This is a genomic window from Synechococcus sp. LA31 (assembly GCF_018502385.1).
Lineage (GTDB): Bacteria > Cyanobacteriota > Cyanobacteriia > PCC-6307 > Cyanobiaceae > Vulcanococcus.
Genome location: NZ_CP075523.1, coordinates 2,339,234 through 2,360,619, shown reverse-complemented (window position 1 = coordinate 2,360,619; position 21,386 = coordinate 2,339,234). Strand labels below are relative to the sequence as shown.

21 protein-coding genes are annotated in these 21,386 nt (G+C 65.5%); 15 read left to right on the top strand and 6 right to left on the bottom strand.

The annotated features are described in order from the left end of the window. The first annotated feature begins 146 nt into the window (after nt 1–146). Complete coding sequence (locus KJJ24_RS12780; RefSeq protein ID WP_214339282.1) at nt 147–398, top strand: helix-turn-helix transcriptional regulator; 252 nt, start codon at nt 147–149, stop codon at nt 396–398. 138 nt (nt 399–536) lie between these two features. Here the strand turns inward: KJJ24_RS12780 and argJ are convergent, their stop codons facing one another. Next, nucleotides 537–1,766 carry a bifunctional glutamate N-acetyltransferase/amino-acid acetyltransferase ArgJ gene (gene argJ, locus KJJ24_RS12775; RefSeq protein ID WP_214339280.1) on the bottom strand — a complete coding sequence of 410 codons (1,230 nt, stop codon included), beginning with the start codon at nt 1,764–1,766 and terminating at the stop codon, nt 537–539. 64 nt (nt 1,767–1,830) lie between these two features. Between argJ and coaE the strand changes: the two genes are divergently transcribed. Then, nucleotides 1,831–2,469 carry a dephospho-CoA kinase gene (gene coaE / locus KJJ24_RS12770; protein WP_214339278.1) on the top strand — a complete coding sequence of 213 codons (639 nt, stop codon included), beginning with the start codon at nt 1,831–1,833 and terminating at the stop codon, nt 2,467–2,469. A gap of 167 nt (nt 2,470–2,636) precedes the next feature. After that, nucleotides 2,637–2,972: a hypothetical protein gene (locus KJJ24_RS12765; RefSeq protein WP_214339276.1), complete on the top strand. Its 336-nt coding sequence runs from the start codon at nt 2,637–2,639 to the stop codon at nt 2,970–2,972. A 78-nt stretch (nt 2,973–3,050) separates the two neighbouring features. Here the strand turns inward: KJJ24_RS12765 and gatB are convergent, their stop codons facing one another. Further along, nucleotides 3,051–4,532, bottom strand: a complete 1,482-nt coding sequence (gene gatB / locus KJJ24_RS12760; protein ID WP_214339274.1) for an Asp-tRNA(Asn)/Glu-tRNA(Gln) amidotransferase subunit GatB — start codon at nt 4,530–4,532, stop codon at nt 3,051–3,053. Between the two features lie 101 nt (nt 4,533–4,633). Between gatB and thiO the strand changes: the two genes are divergently transcribed. Both thiO and KJJ24_RS12750 read left to right on the top strand, forming a co-directional pair. After that, on the top strand, nt 4,634–5,743 hold the full coding sequence (thiO, locus tag KJJ24_RS12755) for a glycine oxidase ThiO (protein WP_214339272.1): 1,110 nt from the start codon (nt 4,634–4,636) through the stop codon (nt 5,741–5,743). A 107-nt stretch (nt 5,744–5,850) separates the two neighbouring features. Then, nucleotides 5,851–6,180, top strand: a complete 330-nt coding sequence (locus KJJ24_RS12750) for a DUF3307 domain-containing protein (RefSeq protein WP_214339270.1) — start codon at nt 5,851–5,853, stop codon at nt 6,178–6,180. Nucleotides 6,181–6,214: 34 nt separating this feature from the next. On the opposite strand, the gene ndk is transcribed toward KJJ24_RS12750, so the two are convergent. After that, entirely contained in the window at nt 6,215–6,670 is a 456-nt protein-coding gene (gene ndk / locus KJJ24_RS12745) for a nucleoside-diphosphate kinase (protein WP_214339268.1), read from the bottom strand. Nucleotides 6,671–6,738: 68 nt separating this feature from the next. Between ndk and speA the strand changes: the two genes are divergently transcribed. After that, nucleotides 6,739–8,676, top strand: coding sequence for a biosynthetic arginine decarboxylase (gene speA, locus KJJ24_RS12740; protein ID WP_214339266.1), 1,938 nt, complete (start codon nt 6,739–6,741; stop codon nt 8,674–8,676). Here the strand turns inward: speA and KJJ24_RS12735 are convergent. Beyond that, nucleotides 8,661–9,371 (bottom strand): Crp/Fnr family transcriptional regulator, encoded by a 711-nt coding sequence (locus KJJ24_RS12735; RefSeq protein ID WP_214339265.1) that lies wholly within the window; start codon nt 9,369–9,371, stop codon nt 8,661–8,663. The two genes, speA and KJJ24_RS12735, sit on opposite strands and share 16 nt — an antisense overlap. Nucleotides 9,372–9,480: 109 nt before the next feature. Here KJJ24_RS12735 and KJJ24_RS12730 point away from each other — a divergent pair, with 109 nt between their 5' ends. Beyond that, complete coding sequence (locus tag KJJ24_RS12730) at nt 9,481–10,038, top strand: cyclic nucleotide-binding domain-containing protein (protein ID WP_214339264.1); 558 nt, start codon at nt 9,481–9,483, stop codon at nt 10,036–10,038. Between the two features lie 28 nt (nt 10,039–10,066). On the opposite strand, the gene KJJ24_RS12725 is transcribed toward KJJ24_RS12730, so the two are convergent. Further along, nucleotides 10,067–10,270: a hypothetical protein gene (locus KJJ24_RS12725; protein ID WP_214339263.1), complete on the bottom strand. Its 204-nt coding sequence runs from the start codon at nt 10,268–10,270 to the stop codon at nt 10,067–10,069. A 105-nt stretch (nt 10,271–10,375) separates the two neighbouring features. Continuing rightward, the gene (gene alaS, locus KJJ24_RS12720; protein ID WP_250544785.1) at nt 10,376–13,015 is read right to left on the bottom strand and encodes an alanine--tRNA ligase; all 2,640 of its coding nucleotides are present in this window, start codon (nt 13,013–13,015) and stop codon (nt 10,376–10,378) included. A gap of 41 nt (nt 13,016–13,056) precedes the next feature. Here alaS and KJJ24_RS12715 point away from each other — a divergent pair, with 41 nt between their 5' ends. The 8 genes from KJJ24_RS12715 (at nt 13,057) to KJJ24_RS12680 (ending at nt 21,365) form a co-directional block, all read left to right on the top strand. After that, nucleotides 13,057–13,524, top strand: coding sequence for a hypothetical protein (locus KJJ24_RS12715; RefSeq protein ID WP_214339261.1), 468 nt, complete (start codon nt 13,057–13,059; stop codon nt 13,522–13,524). Between the two features lie 19 nt (nt 13,525–13,543). Further along, nucleotides 13,544–16,675: a DEAD/DEAH box helicase gene (locus KJJ24_RS12710; RefSeq protein WP_214339259.1), complete on the top strand. Its 3,132-nt coding sequence runs from the start codon at nt 13,544–13,546 to the stop codon at nt 16,673–16,675. A gap of 4 nt (nt 16,676–16,679) precedes the next feature. Beyond that, the gene (locus KJJ24_RS12705) at nt 16,680–17,117 is read left to right on the top strand and encodes a nucleotidyltransferase substrate binding protein (RefSeq protein ID WP_214339257.1); all 438 of its coding nucleotides are present in this window, start codon (nt 16,680–16,682) and stop codon (nt 17,115–17,117) included. Further along, nucleotides 17,114–17,410, top strand: coding sequence for a nucleotidyltransferase family protein (locus tag KJJ24_RS12700; RefSeq protein ID WP_214339255.1), 297 nt, complete (start codon nt 17,114–17,116; stop codon nt 17,408–17,410). The genes KJJ24_RS12705 and KJJ24_RS12700 overlap by 4 nt, the downstream gene beginning before the upstream one ends. Beyond that, complete coding sequence (locus KJJ24_RS12695) at nt 17,407–18,333, top strand: SWIM zinc finger family protein (protein WP_214339253.1); 927 nt, start codon at nt 17,407–17,409, stop codon at nt 18,331–18,333. Before KJJ24_RS12700 ends, KJJ24_RS12695 begins: the two co-directional genes overlap by 4 nt. Nucleotides 18,334–18,338: 5 nt before the next feature. Further along, nucleotides 18,339–18,848 carry an MEKHLA domain-containing protein gene (locus KJJ24_RS12690; RefSeq protein WP_214339251.1) on the top strand — a complete coding sequence of 170 codons (510 nt, stop codon included), beginning with the start codon at nt 18,339–18,341 and terminating at the stop codon, nt 18,846–18,848. A 162-nt stretch (nt 18,849–19,010) separates the two neighbouring features. Then, the gene (locus KJJ24_RS12685; RefSeq protein WP_214339249.1) at nt 19,011–19,457 is read left to right on the top strand and encodes an Hsp20/alpha crystallin family protein; all 447 of its coding nucleotides are present in this window, start codon (nt 19,011–19,013) and stop codon (nt 19,455–19,457) included. A gap of 165 nt (nt 19,458–19,622) precedes the next feature. Beyond that, complete coding sequence (locus tag KJJ24_RS12680) at nt 19,623–21,365, top strand: diflavin flavoprotein (protein ID WP_214339247.1); 1,743 nt, start codon at nt 19,623–19,625, stop codon at nt 21,363–21,365. Nucleotides 21,366–21,386: the final 21 nt, after the last annotated feature.

Genomic DNA, 21,386 nt, shown 5'->3' with positions numbered 1-21,386 from the left:
GCCTTGCCTTCCTTGCTGGCGCTCGCCGCCGTCGCAGGGTTCTTCACGTTGGAGTTAGCACTCAGGCTGTCGTAGCGCCAAGCGCTAAGCATCATGCTCCTGGCGCCAACATATGATCTCTGGGTGCTGGGAGTATGGAGCTCTTGATGGCAAAGCAAGTTCGACTGACCCTCGCCAAGGCAATCGCCAAGGCAAACCTGCGCCGCGCTGAAGCAGGCGAGAAACCCATCACCATGAACGCGTTAGCAGTTCAGGCGGGAGTGGCGGCAACCACCGTGACCAGACTGGCGCGAACCGATGAGAAAGCAGCGTCAGCACTATCACTAGATTTGGCATCCAAGATTGTTACGGTGCTGGATTGCGGAATCGAGGATTTATTGGAGGCTGTGGACGATTAACTGGATGGCAATCGTCTCAGCGATCCCAGAACCGCTTGCCATCGATCCACTTGGGTTTACGGCCAACTTCGAGGTAAGCATTGCGTCATACGTTGACCAGGTGCCCATCAGAACCTTTGCAGCAGAACGATTTTTGTCCTACGTCGTGTAATCGGCGTTGATACGGACATATTGATCAGAGAGGTCGCATCCCCAGGCAGAGCCAACCCCGGAGCCCGAACCCACCTGGATCTGAATCAGCACCGTGTCGTCCTCGAGATAAGCACCAGCGGCACGATCACGCATGTAAGCCGATGCCGCTGGGCGATCAAACTCGAGCGGCTGACCGGCCGCCATCAGCTGATGATCCCCCAGCCACAGGGCCACTGCATCGGGATCCATAGCCACACCAGCGCGGCCCGCGGCCGCCACGATGCGGCCCCAGTTGGGGTCCCGGCCATGCACGGCGCACTTCACCAACGAAGAACCGCAGATGGTGCGGGCGATGGCGCGAGCGGCGGCATCATCGCCCGCACCCTCCACCTGCACTTCCACGAGGCAGGTGGCTCCCTCACCATCACGGGCGATGGCTTTGGCCAAGTGTTGCGACACCGCCGTCAGGCCGGCCTCCAGTGCATCGAAGTGCTCGGAGTTCAGGGGCTCACCGGCTGCAAACGCCAGGTACGTGTCGTTGGTGCTGGTGTCGCCGTCCACCGTGATCGCATTAAACGAGCGATCCACCGCCCGCTGCACCATCGCCTGCCAAACCTCCGCTGGCACTCCGGCATCGCAGCTGAGGTAGCCGAGCATGGTGGCCATGTTCGGGTGGATCATTCCCGAGCCCTTCGCCATGCCGCCAATCCGCACGGTGCGGCCACCGAGCTCCGCCTCCAGGGCGATTTGCTTGTCGGTGAGATCGGTTGTGAGGATGGCACTGGCGGCCGCAGCACCACCGCTTGGGCTGAGGGCTTCAAGCAGTGGATCGAGGCCTGCCAGCAGTGTGTTCATTGGGATCGGCACGCCGATCACGCCGGTGGAGCAGATCAGCACCTCGTCTGCCGAGAGCCCCAAGCGCTCGGCCATGGCCTGAGTAGCGCGCTGGCTATCAATCAAGCCGCGATCGCCTGTGCAGGCATTGGCCTGGCCGGAATTGGTGAGCACGGCCCGGGCTCTGCCGCCACTGGCATGCAGCCGTTCAGCGCAGAGATCCACGCAGGCGGCGCGCACCAGGGAGGTGGTGAAGGTGCCGGCACAAACAGCCCCCTCGGGAGCGAGCAACAGCGAGAGATCAGGCTTGCCGGAGGGCTTGAGACCAGCGGTGATGCCGGCAGCGAGAAATCCTTGCGGGGCCGTGATGCCGCCAGAGATGGGGTGCCAGGGCTGCGTCACGGCCGGCGCTTCTTACAGGACTGCTGCGATTCTGAGCGGTGATCGCCCGGCAACCGGCCTACACATGCCTGTCTCACCCCGCTGGCGTGGCCCGCAACGCCTCATTGGCCTGACCGGCGGGATTGCCAGCGGCAAGAGCACGGTGGCCCGTTGGCTGGCGGGGCAAGGACTACCCGTGCTGGATGCGGATGTGTTTGCACGGGAAACGCTTGCGCCGGGCAGCGCCGGCGCTAAGGCAGTGATCGATCGCTACGGCGAGGTGACTCAAGCGGCGGGGAGCGCGCCAGCTGCAGCCGTGATCGATCGCGCTGAGCTGGGGCGAATCGTGTTTCGTGATCCGTTGGAACGGCAATGGCTGGAGAACTTGGTGCATCCGCTGGTGCGCGAGCGGTTCGATGCGGAGCTTGCAGCGCTCAAGTCAGCTCCGGGCGTGGTGCTGGTGATTCCACTGCTGTTCGAGGTAGGCCTCGAACAACTGTGCAGCGAGGTGTGGCTGGTGGACTGTGAAGCAGAACAGCAGCTGCAGCGCCTGATGGAACGCGATGGGCTCAGCGCAGAGGAGGCCCAGACCCGTATCGAGGCCCAGTGGCCATTGGAGCGCAAACGGTCGCTGGCGGATCACGTCATTAACAACAGGGGAGACAGAGAAGGCCTGAATCAACAGCTGATGCAACTGCTCAACAAACCGTTCGACGACCTGTGATGAACATCACAGCAGGCCTTGAGCCCAGTCATCAAGAGATCCTCTGATTTCGGCGAGGTTGTGGTCATCGAGAGGGAAGCACGCCTCTCCCTCCACTCCTCACCCCCTAACCGTCATGCCTGCTTTCTTCGCTCAAAAGGCCATCACCGGTTTCGCTGCTCTTGCCGTTGCCGCTGCCGGTACAGCCCTGCCTGGATCTGAGCAACGAAAACCTGGCCTGCGTGCAAAACGGTGTTGGCGCTCAGGTGTCATATGTGCAGGCTGTTCCTGAGCAGGCGTCTGTGACTCCTGCGCCTTCAGCTGGTGAATCCTTCTTTGGCAGTGTGCTCGGTGGCGCCATTGGCGGTGTGATCGGCAATGCCATCAATGGCAGCAACCGCACGGAGGTGCATCGCTACCACGATCAGAAGCGCGGGAACAATGCTGACAAAACCACTGCGGAAACCAAGCCCTCCCGCAAAGTCACCCTTCCTGGCAACCTGGGCGGTCGACTGCCCTTCTGATCTACCCCACGACTGGCGATACCTCAGGCCACAAGCCTGAGGTTTTTTGTCCTGAGGGGTTTGCTTAGCTGCTGAAACTCAGCCCTTCAGCTTCTGATTGAGGATCTGGTTCGCCAGCTTCGGATCGGCCTTGCCGCCGGTTTTCTTCATCAGCTGCCCCACGAAGAAGCCCTGCAGCTTGGTTTTGCCGCCGCGGAACGCCTCCACCTCTTCCGGGTGGGCCGCCAGCAACTCCTCCACGATCGCGGTGATCGCGGCCGGGTCGCTGATCATGCCCAGGCCCTTGGCCTCCACGATCGCGGCCGGCGAACCACCCTTCTCCAGCAGCTCGGGCAGGATCTCCTTGGCGATCTTGCCGCTGATCTTGCCGCCATCGATCAGCTGCACCATCTCGGCCAACTGCTCCGGGCGGAACGGCAGCGTGGCGTAGGAGAGGCGGTTGGCATTCACGAAGGCGGCGATGTCGCCGGTGATCCAATTGGCCAGGCCCTTGGCATCGGCGCCGGCGGCCACGGCGGCCACGGCGGCCTCAAAGTATTCAGCCATGGGGCGCTCATCCGTCAGCACTCGGGCGTCGTATTGCGATAGTCCAAGCGTTTCGGCGTAGCGGTGGCGCTTGGCAGCCGGCAGCTCAGGCAAGTCAGCGCGCCAGCCTTCACGCCGCTCCACACTCACCTCGATCGGGCCGAGATCGGGATCGGGGAAATAGCGGTAGTCACTGGCACCTTCCTTGCTACGCATGCTCTTGGTGAGCTGCTTGCCCTCATCCCAGAGGCGCGTTTCCTGCACCACAGGCTCACCGGCCTCATAGGCCTTGATCTGGCGCTGGATTTCGTGTTCACACGCTTTCTGAATGGCCGAGAAGGAGTTCATGTTCTTGATCTCCACCTTCGTGCCAAAGGGCGCATCGGGCCCACGGCGCACGGAGATGTTCACGTCGCAACGCAGGGATCCCTCCTGCATGTTGCCGTCGCTCACCCCCAAATAACGCATGATCCGACGGATCTCGGAGGCGTATTCAGCAGCCTCGCGGCCAGTGCGTAGGTCCGGCTTACTCACGATCTCAGCGAGAGCCACGCCGGCGCGGTTGTAATCCACCAGCGAATGGGTGGAACCCGCTAGGCGATCGCTACCGGCATGCACCAACTTGCCGGCGTCCTCTTCCATGTGCAGACGCTCGATCCCAATACGCTTGAGATAGGTGTCTTTCCCTTTTTCAGCCACCTCCACTTCGATCCAGCCGTCTTCAGCGATCGGTTCGTCGTATTGGGAGATCTGGTAGTTCTTCGGCAGATCGGGATAGAAATATTGCTTGCGGTCGAACTTGCTGTGCTCCGCGATGTTGAGGTTGAGCGCCATGGCCGCCTTCACCGCATACTCGAGCACCTTCTGATTGAGCACCGGCAACGTGCCCGGCAACCCGCACACCACAGGATCGATGTGCGTGTTGGGATCGTCGCCAAAGGCCGTGGAGGCACTGGTGAAGATCTTGCTGTTGGTCCCCAGCTGCACGTGGGTCTCCAGGCCGATCACGGCTTCCCAGGCGGCCTCAGCTGCCATCGTTCATCTCCAAGCGTTGGCCGATCCTATGGAAGGCCCTGGTGGCCACGGGCAGCGCTGGGCTGAAACACTGAAGAGCTCTCTGCAACTGCCCGCGAGCCATGGCGGCCTCCACCGAGTCACCGGTGCTGATCCTGGGCGGGGGCCTGATGGGTCTTGCGGTAGCTCACCAATTGGCGCGCCGCGGCCGGGCGGTTGAAGTGCTGAGCCGGCGCCGCAGCGAAGCGGCCGGCTTCGTGGCGGCGGGCATGCTGGCGCCCCACGCTGAAGGTCTCAGCGGCTCCCTATTGCAGCTTGGCCAGCGGAGCCTCGAGCGGGTGCCCGCCTGGGTGGCCCAGATCGAAGCCGATAGCGGCCTCAGCTGCGGCCTTCGCCCCTGCGGAATCGTGGTGCCGTTCGCCACAGCCGCCGAACGCGATGTTTATCCCACAGCCGCCTGGGGGGAAGCTCTCGATCGTGAAGGGCTTGAACGGGAGCTACCGGGGATCGGGCCCGGCTGGCAGGCGGGATTGCTGTTCCGCCAGGACGGACAGATCGACAACCGCCGCCAGCTGATGCGCGCCCTCGAGCGGGCTTGTGTGGAACTGGGGGTGCGCTTCCAGGAGGGTGTGGAGGTGCTGGAGCTCCTGCAGGAGGGCGATCGCCTGAGGGGCGTGCGGGTCCGCGATGCCGCCGCTACGGAGCAGATCTTGGAGGCCACCACCGCCGTGCTCTGCAGTGGCGCTTGGAGCGGTCAATTGCTGCCGCAGCTGCCCGTGTTCCCGGTGAAGGGACAAATGCTGTCGTTGCAAGGGCCGCGCGAGGCGCTGCAACGCGTGATCTTTGGTCCCGGCACCTACCTGGTGCCCCGGGAGGACGGACTGCTGGTGGTGGGTGCCACCAGTGAACGCGAGGCGGGCTTCACGGAGGGGCTCACCCCGTTTGGCCAGCGGCAGCTCCAGGCCGGGATCGAAGCGCTGCTGCCCGAGGCCAGCCAATGGCCGCCGATGGAGCGCTGGTGGGGGTTCCGCCCCTGCACCCCCGATGAGGGGCCGTTGCTGGGGCGTAGTGGCGTGGAGGGGCTGTGGCTGGCCACCGGGCATCACCGCAATGGCGTGCTGCTGGCGGCGATCACGGCGGAGCTCGTGGGGGCCTGCCTCCAACCAGGCGGCTGCACCCCTGAACAGCAAGCCCTGCTCGAGGACTTCCGCTGGGATCGCTTCAACGGCTAGGTCCACCGCGGCCAACTGGTGCGCAACGGTTCACCTCAGCTGCAAAGCCGGCAGCGGGATCGCGATCAGCATGGCGGCACCCCTGCTCAGCCGCATCGGCCTGCGCGATGGAGCCGCTCCCCTTCATCAATCTGCTGGCCCTGCTCTGCATGGGCCATTTCCTGGGAGATTTCGGTCTGCAGAACGACCGCATGGCCCAGGGAAAATGCCCGGGCTGCTCAGGCGCGGTGTCGTGGCGCTGGTGGCTCACCGGCCATGGCGCCATCCATGGGCTGCTGGTGGGCTTGATCACCGGCCAACCGCTGCTGGGCCTGGCGGAGTGGGGTCTGCACACGCTGATCGATCTGGGCAAATGCCAGCGGCGCTACAGCATGGGCGCCGATCAGGGGCTGCATCTGCTGTGCAAAGGGATTTGGGCAGCACTGGCCCAGGCCTGAGCCGGCCAGCACTGCCCGGAGGCGATCCGAAGGATCAGCCCTCCACGCGCCAGGTTTGGTCGGAAGGAGTCCAGTCGCTCAGCTCGGAGGGCTGGAACCAGAGGCCGATTTCGAACTGAGCCGTTTCGGGAGCATCGGAGCCGTGGATCACGTTGCGGCCGATGTTCACGGCCAGATCACCGCGGATGGTGCCGGGCTCAGCCTCGAGGGGCTTGGTGGCGCCGATCAGCTTGCGGGCACTGGCGATCACGCCGTCGCCTTCCCACACCATCGCCACCACGGGGCCGGAGGTGATGAAGTCCACCAGGCCGGCAAAGAAGGGGCGCTCGCGGTGCACGCCGTAGTGGCTCTCAGCCAGTTCACGGCTGGGGGTGAGCTGCTTGAGGCCCACCAGCTTGAAGCCCTTGCGCTCAAAGCGACCGAGGATTTCTCCCACCAGGCCACGCTGCACGCCATCGGGCTTGATGGCAATAAAAGTGCGTTCAGCCATGGAAGAAAAGCGTCAGATCCGGCCCATCGTCCGCGGCGGGGCTGCCGCTTGGCAAGCACAGTGGTGCCGTGATCACCGCCCGGCCCTTGACCACCTGGACGCCTGCCGATAGCGCCGAGCTCTACGGCCTCAGCCGCTGGGGCGAGCCCTACTTCACCGTGAACGCCCGCGGCCACATCAGCGTGCAGCCCCAGGGCGAGCGCGGCGGCAGCCTGGATCTGATGGAGCTCGTGCAGGGGCTGGAGGGGCGCAACCTGGGCCTGCCGCTGCTGATCCGCTTCGACGACATCCTCGAAGACCGGCTTGAGCGCCTGCACGCCGCCTTCGAGCGCGCCATCGCTCAATACGGCTACGCCGGCCGCTACCAGGGCGTGTTCCCGGTGAAGTGCAACCAGCAGCGCCACGTGGTGGAGGAGCTGGTGAGCTGCGGGCGCCGTTGGCATTTCGGTCTGGAAGCCGGCAGCAAGGCTGAGCTCCTGATCGCCCTTTCGCTGATCGACGACCCCGAGGCGCTGTTGATCTGCAACGGCTACAAAGACCAGCGCTACATCGAAACCGCGATCCTGGCCCGCCGCCTCGGCCGCCAGCCGGTGGTGGTGATCGAGCAGGCCGATGAGGTGGAGCGGATCATCAGCGCCAGCCGCACCCTCGGAGCCGCCCCCTTCATCGGCGTACGCGCCAAGCTCTCCAGCCGCAGCACCGGCCGCTGGGGCAGCTCCGTGGGCGACAAGGCCAAATTCGGCCTCTCGATCCCGGATTTACTCGCCACCGTGGAGGCGCTGCGCGAGGCGGATCTACTGGCGGATCTGCGCCTGCTCCACTTCCACGTGGGCAGCCAGATCAACGACATCGCCGTGCTCAAGGACGCGCTGCAGGAAGCCGGCCAGATCTACGTGGAGCTCACCAAGCAGGGGGCCCCGATGGGCTTCCTCGATGTGGGCGGCGGCTTAGGGATCGACTACGACGGCAGCCGCACCGCCACGGCGGCCTCCACCAACTACTCACTGCAGAACTATGCCAACGACGTGGTCGCCACGGTGCGCGAGTGCTGCGAACCCCACGGCGTCGCCGTGCCCACCCTGGTGAGCGAAAGCGGCCGCGCCATCGCCAGCCACTTCTCGGTGTTGGTGTTCAACGTGCTGGGCTGTGCGGCGATGCCTGGAGCTGTACCTGCCGAGGAGGAGAGCGAGCCCCTCACGGTTCGCAACCTGCGGGAGACGTTGAAGGGCATCACAGCAACGGCCGCTGAGGACGACGGCGTGCTGTCGCGGCTGCAGGAGGCCTGGAACGATGCGATCAAATTCAAAGACGACGCACTCGCCGCCTTCCGCCTGGGCTACATCTCGCTGCCGCAGCGGGCCATGGCCGAGCAGCTCACCTGGGCCTGCGCTGAAGCGATCGTGGCGCGGCTGCCCCGCGGCGGCGCCATCCCCGACGATCTACGCCAGCTGCGGGCCGCCATGGCCGGCACGTATTACGCCAATCTCTCGGTGTTCCGCTCCGCCCCGGACACCTGGGCGATCGAGCAGCTCTTCCCGCTGATGCCGATCCATCGGCTCGATGAGGAACCAACGCAATTGGGCCATTTCGCTGACCTCACCTGCGATTCCGACGGCAAGCTCGCCCGTTTCATCGGCGATGGGCAGGCCAAGCCGCTGCTGGAGCTGCATGCCCTGAACCCCGGGGAGCCCTACCTGATCGGACTGTTCCTGGGGGGGGCCTATCAGGAGGTGATGGGCAACCTGCACAACCTGTTTGGCAGCACCAATGCCGCGCACATCCGCCTGGCGCCTGGTGGCGGCTATCAGCTCGACCATGTGGTGCGCGGCAACACCAATGCCCAGGTGCTGGAGGCGATGGAGCACGATCCGGAGCTGCTCTTGGAGCGCCTACGGGTGACCAGCGAAGCGGCCATTCAACGGGGCCAGCTGAAGATCAACGAAGCCCGCCGGCTGATGGATCACCTGGAAACCAGCCTGCGCCAGACCACCTATCTGCAGGAGTGAGCCGCATCCGCTGGCAGCAGCCCACGCTTGATCAGCGGCTGCAGATCTGCGATCCGCAGACCACCCTCCAGCTCGTCCACCGTGCCGCGACTGCGCAATTTGCTCAGGGTGCGCGAGGCCGTCTCCCGCGCCAAGCCGGCCAGGAGACCCAGCTCCCGTTGTGCCAGCGCCGGGATCACCGCCTGGGGATCATTGGCGCTGCTGCTGCGCCGGGCCAGGTAGGCCAATGCATCGAGCAAGCGTGTGGTGGCATCTCCGCTCTGGATCGCGAAACGCTGGTTGAGATCCCGCAGCCGTGAGGCCTCCAGCCGCGCCAGGGCCAGGGCAAAACCGGCGTCCTGCTGTAGCAAGCCCGCAAACGGTGCGGCCCGCAGCTTCACCAAGGTCACCGGCGTGAGCGCCACCACGTCGGCCGAGCGGGCTGCGCCATCGAGGGCCGCCATCTCCCCGAACACATCACCTTCCCCCAACACCGACATCACCACCTCGTCGCCATCAGCGGTGGTGGTGCGCACCTTCGCCATGCCGCTCCGCAACAGGAACAGCGACTCACCCCAGTCCTGCTCCATCACAAACACTTGCTCCGGGCCATGGCTGCTCTGGAGGTGGCGATCGAGCAGCTGCGTGCACTGCTCGGCGCTGAGGGAAGCGAACAGCGGCCAGGCCTGGAGCTGCTCAGGGGTGAAATCGGCCATGACCGTGCAGGGGAGCGGAACCACCCAAGCCCAGTTGAAGCGCCACGGCAATGCCAGTGGCCAAGCGGGGACACCCCCACCAGGATGAGCGCACGCCGCAGGGCAGCCGATGTGGGGGATCGAAACACAGCGCAGCATCGTGCGGGAGCGGATGAAACTGCTCCTGGCGTCCCACGACAGCGAAATCGTGCCGGTGGAGTTCCGCGCCGAACCCGGTGAACTGTTGCTGCGCCAGGGCGCCCCAGCCAAACGGGTGCTGCTCCTCACCGAAGGCACGGTGGCCATCCAGGTGCGACAGAGCGATGGCCACCCCCACACCCTGGCGATCGTGGAAGCCGAAGAGCTGCTGGGGGAGATGGGGCTGTTCGGCAACGGCGTGCATTCCGCCGATGTGCAGGTGCTCGATGCGCCCGCCCAGCTGATCGCCGTGGACAGCGACCAGCTGCTCAAAGCGATGCTGTTTGATGCCGACCTCTCGATCGAACTGCTCGACCTGATCAGCCAGCGCTGCCTGCAGGGCAACGAATTGGTGGGCCTGCTGCTCGATGGAATCAAGGCCGCCCACAGCGGCGATGCAGCCCTGCTGCAGCAAACCTGCACGGCCCTACGCCGCCGGGGCCATTCGATCGCTGCTGCTGCGGATCACTTGGAGGACCTGCGGCGATGACAGGCGGCCGCAACCGGGTGGAGCTGGGTTAAACGCAGCAGCTCGGATGCGCCATTAACTCATGCGCTACGTCGTAAGGGACATCTTGCGGCTGCAGCCAGGTGGAGCAGTGCAGGGGCTCATCGCCCGGGCCGTTGGCCGCACGGCAACCCTCGAGCCTGAGACGACTGCCCAGGAACACCAGCTGGAAGGTCCAGTGCTGGCGGGCATGGATGGAAAAGCTGCTGGCCATGGCATGCAGCTCCTGAGAACGAACTAGCTGCAGCATTCCCCGGCTATCACCGAGTGCCACCCGCAGGGAGCGGTTCGCGATCCGGCTGGCCCTGCGGGCGGGGCATCAGCCCAGCGCCGCCGTGAGCTCAGCGCGGGCCTGATCGAGGGCACCATCGAGGGCTGCGCCATCGCGGCCACCAGCCTGAGCCAAGTTGGGCCGACCGCCGCCGCCGCCGCCGCAAGCCTTGGCGATGCCACCGATGAAGGCTCCGGCCTTGGGGCCTGCCGCAATCACCGCCTTGCCAAAGGCCGCCACCAGGATCACCTTGCCCAGCTCCGCGGGATCAGGCAGGCCGCCCAGCACCACGGCCGCGCCATCGCCCAGTTGATCGACCAGTCCCTGGGCCGCGCTCTGCAGGCCGCCACCCTCCACGCCATCGAGGCGGGCCACCAGCAGCTGGTGCGCACCCACGGACACCGCCTGCCCAGCCAGCGCCGCCGACTTCGCCAGGGCCAGCTCCTCACGCGCTGCAGCCAGGGCCTTCTGACTGGCCTTGAGCTCATCGGTCAGCTGCACCACGCGATCCACGATTTCGGCGGGCTGGGCCTTGAAGCGCTCGCCCAGCTGCTTCACCACCCCATCGCGCTCGTTGAGGTAAGCGAGCACCGCGGGGCCTGCCACGGCTTCAATGCGCCGGATCCCGGCCGCCACGCCACTCTCACTCACAATTTTGAACAGGCCGATTTCGGCGGTGTTCGCCACGTGGGTGCCGCCGCAGAGCTCCATCGACACACCGGGCACATCCACCACCCGCACCACATCGGCGTATTTCTCACCAAACATCGCCACAGCGCCGGCGGCCTTGGCCTTCTCGATCGCCATCTCCTGCACCTCGAGGCTGTGGGCCTCGCTGATCCAGCCGTTGATCAGGGCTTCGATCTGCTCGAGCTCAGCGGCGCTCACAGCGCGGGGACAGTGGAAGTCGAAGCGCAGGCGATCAAAGTCCACCAGCGAACCGGCCTGGCCGATACCCGGATCCACCACCTGCTTCAGCGCAGCCTGCAGCAGATGTGTGGCGGTGTGATTCGCCTGGGCGCGGCGGCGGCAGCTGCGGTCCACCTGGGCCGTGAGCAGATCACCCACTGCCAGGCTGCCGCGCTCGATCCGGCCGCCGTGCACAAACACGCTGCGATTGCGGCTGACGCCCTCAATCGCCACGATCACACCATCGCCTGAGAGCACACCGCGGTCGCCGATCTGGCCGCCGCCCTCGCCGTAGAAGGGGGTGACATCGAGCACCAGCTGCACGGCATCGCCTGCGCTGGCGCGCTCGGCGGGCTCACCGTTCACCACCAGGGCCAGCACACAGCTGGGATGCTCCAGTTCCTCGTAGCCCTTGAAGGCGGTGGCATCCAGAGCAGCCGCCACCTGATCGATGGCTTCCTGCAGGGTGAGATCAATGCTCACTGCCGCGGCCTTGGCCCGCTGCCGCTGAGCCTCCATCGCCGCTTCAAAGCCTGCGAGATCCACCCTGAGGCCGTGCTCCTCGGCGATCTCCTCGGTGAGCTCCAGCGGGAAGCCATAGGTGTCGTAGAGCTCAAAAGCTTGCTCACCAGAGATCTGCTTGGGCTTAGCCGCCAGCACATCGGCCAGGAGCTTTTCGCCGCGCTCCAGGGTTTCCAGGAAGCGGGCCTCTTCGCGCTGCAGCTCGGCCAGGATCACCTCGCGCCGCTCAACCAGCTGCGGGTAGGCGCTCTGCATCAGCGCGATCGACGCTTCACCCATCGCCGTCAGGAACGGCTTCTCGATACCGAGGAGACGTCCGTGGCGCACCACGCGGCGCAGCAACCGGCGCAGGATGTAGCCGCGGCCGAGGTTGCTGGCGGTGACACCATCGCAGATCAATTGGGTGATGGCGCGGGAGTGGTCGCCAATCACCTTCAGGCTGGTTTTGCCCTTCTCATCGAGGGCGGGATACGCCACCCCTGCCAACTGCTCCGCCGTTTCGATCAGCGGATAGATCAGGTCAGTTTCATAGTTGTTGGGAACGGCCTGCAGGATCTGCGCCATCCGCTCGAGGCCCATGCCGGTGTCGATGTTGCGGTTCTCCAGCGGCGTGAGGGTGCCCTCCGCGTCGCGGTTGAACTGCATGAACACCAAGTTGTAGAACTCGATGAAGCGCGAGTCGTCCTCCAGATCGATGCCGTCGTCGCCGAGTTCGGGCTTGAAGTCGTAATAGATCTCGGAGCAGGGACCACAGGGGCCAGTGGGGCCTGAAGCCCAGAAGTTATCGGCCTCATCCATGCGGATGATCCGCTTGGGGTTCACCCCCACCACGTCACGCCAGATCGCCTCGGCCTCGTCGTCTTCGCGGAACACACTCACCACGAGGTTCTGTGGCGACAAACCGAACACGCCAGTGCTCAGTTCCCAGGCCCACTGAATCGCCTGCTCCTTGAAGTAATCGCCAAACGAGAAGTTGCCGAGCATCTCGAAGAACGTGTGATGGCGCGCGGTGCGGCCCACGTTTTCGATGTCGTTGGTGCGGATGCACTTCTGGGAACTGGTGGCGCGTGGCGCCGGCCGTTGCTGCTGCCCCAGAAACACCGGCTTGAACGGGAGCATGCCGGCGATGGTGAGCAACACCGTGGGGTCTTCCGGCACCAGCGAAGCGCTGGCCATGGGCTTGTGGCCGCGCTGCTCATAGAAATCCAGGAAGGCCGCGCGGATCTCAGCACCGGTGCGAGGGGCGGCGGCAGCCATGGCGAAGCAAGAAAAGCCTGAACCGGGCATGATCGCGCAGCATGAGCGCCCCTTCCGCCGCCACCAGCAGCTGCGAAGCCTCCACAGCCCCAGGTCCATCGCGCGCCCAGCTGAGGCTGCGCTCGATTGGCTGGGCTGTGGGGGCCGGGCTGAGTGCGTTGATCTTTGGCTTGCCCTGGGGCCTGGAGGCAGCACTACGCGGCGGAGGCTGCGGCTTCTTCTATGGCCTTCTGGCCTTTCATCTGCAGCGCGCCGACCCCGACGACAGCCACCTCCAAGCTGGTTTGGTAGGAGCCGTGTGCGGCATCCACAGCCTGGCTTTACCGCCCCTAAGCCCATGGCCGCTGCCCCAACCCTGGCTGCCGGCCTTGGCGCAGGTCGGTCCAACTGTGATGATGGAGCTCGTTCGTGCTTGGCTGCCGCTGATCGGCGCCGCACTGGTGTTGCACGGATCGCAGGTTCTGCCGCGAGTTTTCGCAGCACGGGCCACCGTGATCCCGCGCCCCTGACTCCCCAGGCCCCGCCTCCATGAGCCTGCTGCATGCCACCTGGCTGCCCGTCGTTCCGCAGGGCAGCTTCGCCAAGGGCAAGGCCCCAAGCGCGGGCCTGTTCATCTGGGCGGACACCTGGCGCGTAGCTGAACCGGTGAGCCCCAGCGGCGAAGCGCCGTTGCACCCCCTCAGCCTCAACCTCGACGACCTGGCCACCTGGCTGGACGACAACCAGTTCTGGTCGGAAGACCTGCGCCAAGCCGCCATCACCCTCACCCTGCCCAGCCGCCAGCAGCTCAGCCGCGGCCAGAAGAGCAGTGCCGCCGCCGCCTGGAGCGGCCTGCCGATGCAAGCCGGTGAGCCCCTGCCCAAAGACCTCACCTGGTGGCCCTGGCAGCTGGAGGGTTGGTTCCTTAAGCCCGGCCCTGCGGCCGAATGGCTCAATCAGCTGCCACTGTCCGGCACCGAGGCGGCCGGCCTCGGCGATGACCTGCTGTGGTGGTGCCACCTCCAGCGCTGGTGCCTAAGCCTGATCGCCCGCGGCCGCTGGCTGCCCGGTACCGCCGATGACAAGGCCAGCTGGCTGCCCCTGCTCAACCGCGAAGACGATCGCCGCCGCCTCGAAGAACTGGCCCTGCGCATGCCCCAGGTGGTAGCCGCCTCAAGCGCCGACACCCATCTGGCCTGCGGCCGCCCCCGCTCCAACCGTTTGCTGGTGGCCAGCATCGTGGAGAAGCTGGTGGATGGCCAGCTGCGGGCCGCCTTCGCCCCTGGCGGCGAGGGCCTTGATCCGCTGCTGGAGGCCTGGCAGGAGGGGCTGTCCAGCCACGACGGCAAGCTCCAGCTGGATGAGGAAGACCAGGAGCGCCTGGCCATCGCCAGCCACCACTGGCGCGAAACCGTGGCCGGCAAGGTGGCGCCGGCCCGAGCCTGCCTGGAGCTGTTCACCCCGCCCGAGGGGGAGGAGCTTTGGGAACTGCGCTTCGGGCTGCAGGCCGAGGCCGACCCCAGCCTGCGGGTGCCCGCCGGCATCGTCTGGGGTGCTGGCGACGGCAATCTGGCCCTGGGTGAAATTCAACTGGAGCAACCCGGGGCGTTGCTGCTGGAAGGTCTGGGCCGAGCGCTGCTGGCGTTTGAGCCGATCGAGCGGGGCCTCGATGCCGCCACCCCCGAAGCGATGCAACTCACCCCGGCGGAGGCCTTCGTGCTGGTGCGCACCGCCGCCAGCCGCCTGCGGGATGTGGGCGTGGGCGTGGTGCTGCCCGCCAGCCTCTCGGGCGGCCTGGCCTCGCGCCTGGGCCTGGCGATCACCGCCGAGCTACCCGAAAAATCCCGCGGCTTCACCCTCGGCGAAACGCTCGAGTGGCGCTGGGAGTTCATGATCGGCGGCGTCACCCTCAACCTGCGCGATCTGGAGAAGCTGGCGGCGAAGCGCAGCCCACTGGTGCAGCACAAGGGCGCCTGGATCGAGCTGAGGCCCCTTGATCTCAAAAACGCCGAAAAGTTTTGCGCCGCCGAGCCCCCCTTCAGCCTCGACGACGCCCTGCGCATCACCGGCAACGAAGGCGAAACCCTGCAGCGCCTGCCCGTGCATGCCTTCACCGCAGGCCCACGGCTGCAGGCGGTGCTCGAGCAGTACCACCAGCAGAAAGCCCCCGACCCCCTGCCGGCCCCGCCTGGCTTCGCCGGCCAGCTGCGCCCGTATCAAGAGCGCGGTCTGGGCTGGCTCGCCTTCCTGCATCGCTTCGATCAGGGCGCCTGCCTGGCCGACGACATGGGTCTGGGCAAAACGATTCAGCTGCTCGCCTTCCTGCAACATCTCAAGGCCGAGCAAGAGTTGAAGCGGCCGGTGCTGCTTGTGGCGCCCACCTCGGTGCTCACCAACTGGAAGCGGGAGGCAGCAGCGTTCACCCCCGATCTGGTGGTGAACGAGCACTACGGCCCGCGCCGGCCCAACAGCCCCGAAGCGATCAAGAAAGCGCTCAAGGGCGTGGACCTGGTGCTCACCACCTACGGCCTGCTCCAGCGCGACAGCGAACTGCTCGAAGCGATCGACTGGCAGGGCATGGTGATCGATGAAGCCCAAGCGATCAAGAACCACAACGCCAAACAATCGATGGCAGCGCGGGATCTGGGCCGCCCCGGGCGAGGCAGCAAATGCGGCCCCCGCTTCCGCATCGCCCTCACCGGCACGCCGGTGGAAAACCGCGTCAGCGAACTGTGGGCACTGATGGATTTCCTCAATCCCAAGGTGCTCGGCGATGAACCCTTCTTCCGCCAGCGCTACCGGCTGCCGATCGAGCGCTATGGCGATATGTCGTCGCTGCGCGACCTCAAGAGCCGGGTGAGCCCCTTCATCCTGCGGCGCCTGAAAACCGACAAATCAATCATTTCCGACCTGCCGGAGAAGGTGGAGCTGAGCGAATGGGTGGGGCTCGCCCCCGAGCAAAAAAAGCTCTACAACCAAACCGTGGAGGAGAGCCTCGATGCGATCGCCCGGGCTCCACTGGGGCAAAAGCACGGCCAGGTGCTGGCGCTGCTCACCAAGCTCAAGCAGATCTGCAACCACCCAGCCCTGGCCCTCAAGCAGGATCCCGACCCCAGCGATGTGGGCTTCTTCAAGGAGTTCGCCGCCCGCAGCGCCAAGGTGCAGCGCCTTGAAGAGATTCTCGAAGAAGTGATCGAAGCAGGCGATCGCGCCCTGCTGTTCACCCAATTCGCCGAATGGGGCCATCTGCTCAAGGCCCACCTCGAGCAGAAGTGGAAGCAGCCAGTGCCGTTCTTGTACGGCAACACCAGCAAGGCCGAACGCCAGGCGATGGTGGACCGCTTCCAAGACGATCCCCGCGGCCCGCAGCTGTTCCTGCTGTCGCTCAAGGCTGGCGGCGTGGGCCTCAACCTCACCCGCGCCAGCCACGTGTTCCACATCGATCGCTGGTGGAACCCGGCCGTGGAAAACCAGGCCACCGACCGTGCCTACCGGATCGGCCAGCAGAACCGCGTGATGGTGCACAAGTTCATCACCAGCGGTTCGGTGGAGGAGCGCATCGACCGGATGATCAAGGAGAAGTCGAAACTGGCCGAAGACATCGTGGGCTCCGGCGAAGACTGGCTCGGCGGCATGGACGTGCGCCAGCTCAAGGACCTGGTGACCCTCAGCGAGGACTGACGCGATGACGCCGCTGGGACCCGAGCAAAGCGATGTGCGCTGGAAACAACGCTTTGAAAACCTGCAACGGGCCTTGCGGCAGCTGGAGGCGGCGGTTGAGGCCCACCAGGCGATACCGACCAACGAGCTGATGGTGATCGCCTTGATCAAGGCCTATGAGTTCAGCTTTGAGCTGAGCTGGAAAACCCTCAAGGATCTGCTGGCCTGGAACGGGATCGATGCCAAGCTCCCGCGCGAGGTGATCAAACAAGCTTTCGCCACCGGGCTGGTGGAACACGGTCAGCTCTGGATCGACATGCTCGAGCAGCGCAATCTGATGACCCACACCGATGACCAGGCCAGGGCCGCAGAGGCCACACGCTTGATCACCGACCGCTATCTGGCTGAACTGCAGTGGCTTCGTCACGCCCTGATCCAGCGCCTGGAGGAGGAGACACCATGAATTCCGATACGGGCCTGCCGGAGCAGACGCTCCAAGCGATCCACCGCTGTCTGCACGACCGCTTCCCCCAACTGCATTGGGTGAAGTTGTATGGATCCAGAGCCATGGGGCGGTATTGGCGCGGCTCCGATATCGACCTGGCCTTCAGCGCCGATGAGAATTGCAGTGCCGCCCTCCTCGACGCCCTCGACCAACTGCCCACCCCCTATCTATTTGATGTAACCCACTGGGAATCTCTGCAGCACAACGGCCTGCGCCAGCACATCGAGCGAGTCGGTATTCCTCTGCCATGACCATCACCCCCAACGGCATCACCACCCAACTGGGCGATCAAGGCCTGGGCCAGCAGCCCTGGTGGGTGGAGCAGTGGATGGAGCTGATCAATGGCTATCGCTTCAAGAAACGGCTCGAGCGCGCCTGGGAGTACGCCCGTAGCGGCAACGTGCTCTCGATCCGCTTTGAAGGGCGCCGCGTGCATGCCCGCGTGCAGGGCAGCGGCGAAGACCCCTACAAGGTGAAGCTCTGGCTCGATGTGCTCAGCGACGACGACTGGGGCTACGTGCTCGAGGCCCTTGGCCAAAAAGCGCGCTGGTCGGCCCAGCTTCTAGCCGGCGTGATGCCGCAAGACATCGAACGCGCCTTCGCCGCCAGCGGCCGCCGCCTGTTCCCGTTCAAGTTGCAGGAGGTGCGCAGCGAATGCACCTGCCCCGACAAGATCAATCCCTGCAAACACGTGAGCGCCGTCTATTACCTGATGGGCGAGCGCTTCAGTGAAGACCCCTTCGTGCTCTTCCAGTTGCGGGGCCGCACCCGCGCCCAGCTGCTCAGCGATCTGGCGGTGAAGCGGCGGGCGTTGCTGGCAAAGAAAGCCAAAGAGGCCAAAGCAGCACAGGAGGCAGCTCCAGCCGACGCCCCCCCTCCACCCACCGCCGAAGGCTCTCTCAATCCCGCTCCCGCCGCCATCCGCGATCCCAACCGCTGGTGGAGCTACGGCGCAGCCCTTGATCCGGGGCTCGTGGTGATCACCCCGGCGATGGAGGGCGATACAGGTCTGGATGAAGCCGGTCCGCTACCTCTGGCGGAAGACGGCCGCTTCCCCGAAGCCGGCAAGCAGTTTGTGGAGCAGCTCAAGGCCCATGGGGCGGCCTGCAGCACCAGCGCCATGGCGACCGCCATGGCTGCCGGCAGCCACAACGGCGACGCCGACACGGGCTGAGCATGATGCTGCAGGCCCGCCGCCGGCGCCTGCGGCGCCTCGCCGTCGCCCAGGCGCCGGCCCCCTGGCTCACGCCGGGCAAACAACACCTGGCTAGTTGCATCCTGAGCTCGTTTGATAAGGCCTTCGGCCGCCCACTCCTTGCCGGCGGCCTCAACACGCATGCCCCCCAGGAGCTGTTCGGGGCCGACACCGTGGTGCTCGCCCACGACGGCGGCACCGATCCCACGCTGATCTATGCCAACGCCGCCGCCCTGCAGCTCTGGGAGCGCCCCTGGGCCGAGATGATCGGCATGCCCTCACGGCTCACGGCCGAACCACAGGAGCGCGCCGGCCGCGCCCGGATGCTCGCCACCGCCCTGCAGCAACACGCCAGCGAGGGCTACACCGGCGTGCGCATCAGCAAGAGCGGCCGCCGCTTCCAGATCCACAACGCCCGCCTGTGGACCCTCTGGGGCCCCGGTGATCAGCCCTGCGGCCAGGCGGCGGCGTTCAGCAGCTGGTGGTGGCTTTAAACACGCGTTCGGCTCTCCCGACAACCCTGGTGTAGCAGCCGAACTGAGGGTGTGAGCACCGCACTCAATGGGTCGGTTCTCACGCTTCTAGCTGTCAATCAAGCCGGGCACATTGGCGTTGCGGGTGAACACCCCGCACCCGCATATCCTGGAAGACCAGCCATGCTCACCCTTCGTCAATCCGCCTTCGACCGCTCTGCCTTCGACCGCCTCGAAACCGATCTGTTCAAGCGCCTCGAGCAACAGATCCAAACCGCCGAGCGCGTGCCTGCAGCTGAAGTGCACGAAACCGAAGCCGGCTACAGCATCTGCCTGGAGCTGCCCGGCGTCGAGCGCGACTCGATCGATGTGAAAGCCACCGATCGCCACCTGGTGATCAGCGCCGAACGCCGCGCCCCTCAGCCCGAGCGCACCGAAGCCACCGAGACCACCCAAACACCCGCCAAGCTGCTGAGCGAAATCCGCTATGGCACCTGGAGCCGCAGCTTCCGCTTCCCCTCAGGCATCAACCGCGAAGGCGTCCAGGCGGTTTACCGCGACGGGCTGCTCACTGTGCAGGTGCCCAAGGCCCAAACCCTCACCAGCGTGAGCGTGAAGGTGGAGGGCTGAACCAGGCAGCGCGGCACCCCGCCGCCATCGCGATCACACCAACCGAGACGGGAGCCAGCCTCGGCCTCAGTGCCGGGGCTTTTTGCTGGGGGTTAAGCGGCCCCACGACCCGAACCCCGATTCCGAGAGCCCTTCCTACAGTTGCCCCCAACCGCGCGCGGACCCATGGCTGAGACAGCTGTAGCCAGCACGCCCCGCCTAAGCCTGCAGTGCGAGGCGATCGGGGCTGACACCACCACGATCCGCTCGCTCGATTGGGACCGCAGCCGCTTCGATATTGAGTTCGGCCTGCGCAACGGCACCACCTACAACAGCTTTCTGGTGCGGGGTGAGCGCACCGCCCTGATCGATAGCAGCCACCTCAAGTTCGAGAGCACCTGGCTGCCGATCCTCCAGGAGCAGATCGATCCCAAGGCGATCGATCACCTGATCGTGAGCCACACCGAGCCCGACCACTCGGGCCTGATCGGGCACCTGATCGACCTCAACCCTGAGATCGAGATTGTGGGATCCAAAGTGGCGATTCAGTTTCTGGAAAACCAGGTGCATCGCCCGTTCAAGAGCCGGGCGGTGAAGAGCGGCGAGGAGCTGGATCTGGGCACGAACCCGGACAGCGGCGTGCAGCACCGCTTCGAGTTTCTGAGCGCTCCCAACCTGCACTGGCCCGACACAATCTTCTCCTTCGATCACGGCACCGGCATCCTCTACACCTGCGATGCCTTCGGCCTGCATTACTGCTCCGACGACCTGTTTGATGTGGATCCCGGCGCCATCGCCCCGGACTTCCGCTTCTACTACGACTGCCTGATGGGCCCCAACGCCCGCAGCGTGCTCCAGGCCATGAAGCGCATGGACGCCTTGCCGGCGATCAACACCATCGCGGTGGGCCATGGACCGCTACTGCGCGATCACCTCAGCCTCTGGCTCTCCGACTACCGCGAATGGAGTGAAGGCCGCAGCAAAGGAGAGGCTTACGCCGCCGTTTGCTACGTGAGCCAATACGGCTTCTGCGACCGGCTCAGCCAGGCCATCGCCCGCGGCATCGGCAAGGCCGAGGCCCAAGTGCAACTGGTCGACCTGCGCGCCACCGACGCCCAGGAACTGAGTGCCCTGATCGGCGAAGCCAGCGCCGTGGTGGTGCCCACCTGGCCCGCCAACCCCGATGCCGACCTGCAGGCATCGATCGGCACGCTGCTGGCGGCCCTGCAACCCAAGCAGTGGGTGGCCACCTACGACGCCTACGGCGGCAATGACGAACCGATCGACACCGTGGCCTCCCAGCTGCGGGGTCTAGGCCAGAAGGAAGCCTTTGAGCCGCTACGGGTGCGCCAGGTGCCCGACGGCAACGACTACCAGCGCTGTGAAGAAGCCGGCACCGACCTGGGCCAGCTGCTCACCCGCGCCAAAACCATCGCCGCGATGAAGTCGCTGGATGGTGACCTCGATAAAGCACTTGGCCGCCTCTCCGGTGGTTTGTATGTGGTGACCGCCCGGCAGGAAGAGCGGGCCTCAGCGATGGTGGCCAGCTGGGTGAGCCAAGCCAGCTTCGAGCCGCCCGGAATCACCGTGGCCGTGGCCAAAGATCGCGCCATCGAAGCATTGATGCAGGTGGGCGATCGCTTCGTGCTCAACATCCTGCGCGAAGACAACCACCAGGGCCTGTTGCGCCATTTCCTCAAGCGCTTCCCACCCGGCGCCGATCGCTTCGCCGGCGTGTCCACACTCGATGGCGTAGCCGAGGGTGGCCCCGTGCTCGGCGATGCCCTGGCCTTCCTCGGCTGCCGCGTGCTGCAGCGCATGGAAGGCCCAGATCACTGGATCATCTACGCCGAAGTGGAGCAGGGCAATGTGGCCGATAGCCAGGCCTCAACCGCCGTACACCACCGCAAGGTAGGGAACCACTACTGACCGCGAGCACAGGCGATCGGG

Excerpts from the sequence above, each read along its gene's own strand:
- KJJ24_RS12710 (WP_214339259.1), top strand. The coding sequence starts at position 13,544 with ATGAGCCTGCTGCATGCCACCTGGCTGCCCGTCGTTCCGCAGGGCAGC.
- KJJ24_RS12700 (WP_214339255.1), top strand. The coding sequence starts at position 17,114 with ATGAATTCCGATACGGGCCTGCCGGAGCAGACGCTCCAAGCGATCCAC.
- KJJ24_RS12750 (WP_214339270.1), top strand. The coding sequence starts at position 5,851 with ATGGAGCCGCTCCCCTTCATCAATCTGCTGGCCCTGCTCTGCATGGGC.
- KJJ24_RS12725 (WP_214339263.1), bottom strand. The coding sequence starts at position 10,270 with ATGGCCAGCAGCTTTTCCATCCATGCCCGCCAGCACTGGACCTTCCAG.
- gatB (WP_214339274.1), bottom strand. The coding sequence starts at position 4,532 with ATGGCAGCTGAGGCCGCCTGGGAAGCCGTGATCGGCCTGGAGACCCAC.
- KJJ24_RS12705 (WP_214339257.1), top strand. The coding sequence starts at position 16,680 with ATGACGCCGCTGGGACCCGAGCAAAGCGATGTGCGCTGGAAACAACGC.
- KJJ24_RS12780 (WP_214339282.1), top strand. The coding sequence starts at position 147 with ATGGCAAAGCAAGTTCGACTGACCCTCGCCAAGGCAATCGCCAAGGCA.
- alaS (WP_250544785.1), bottom strand. The coding sequence starts at position 13,015 with ATGGCTGCCGCCGCCCCTCGCACCGGTGCTGAGATCCGCGCGGCCTTC.
- KJJ24_RS12685 (WP_214339249.1), top strand. The coding sequence starts at position 19,011 with ATGCTCACCCTTCGTCAATCCGCCTTCGACCGCTCTGCCTTCGACCGC.
- KJJ24_RS12735 (WP_214339265.1), bottom strand. The coding sequence starts at position 9,371 with ATGGCCGATTTCACCCCTGAGCAGCTCCAGGCCTGGCCGCTGTTCGCT.
- KJJ24_RS12695 (WP_214339253.1), top strand. The coding sequence starts at position 17,407 with ATGACCATCACCCCCAACGGCATCACCACCCAACTGGGCGATCAAGGC.
- ndk (WP_214339268.1), bottom strand. The coding sequence starts at position 6,670 with ATGGCTGAACGCACTTTTATTGCCATCAAGCCCGATGGCGTGCAGCGT.
- KJJ24_RS12690 (WP_214339251.1), top strand. The coding sequence starts at position 18,339 with ATGCTGCAGGCCCGCCGCCGGCGCCTGCGGCGCCTCGCCGTCGCCCAG.
- thiO (WP_214339272.1), top strand. The coding sequence starts at position 4,634 with ATGGCGGCCTCCACCGAGTCACCGGTGCTGATCCTGGGCGGGGGCCTG.
- KJJ24_RS12680 (WP_214339247.1), top strand. The coding sequence starts at position 19,623 with ATGGCTGAGACAGCTGTAGCCAGCACGCCCCGCCTAAGCCTGCAGTGC.
- KJJ24_RS12730 (WP_214339264.1), top strand. The coding sequence starts at position 9,481 with ATGTGGGGGATCGAAACACAGCGCAGCATCGTGCGGGAGCGGATGAAA.
- KJJ24_RS12715 (WP_214339261.1), top strand. The coding sequence starts at position 13,057 with ATGAGCGCCCCTTCCGCCGCCACCAGCAGCTGCGAAGCCTCCACAGCC.
- coaE (WP_214339278.1), top strand. The coding sequence starts at position 1,831 with ATGCCTGTCTCACCCCGCTGGCGTGGCCCGCAACGCCTCATTGGCCTG.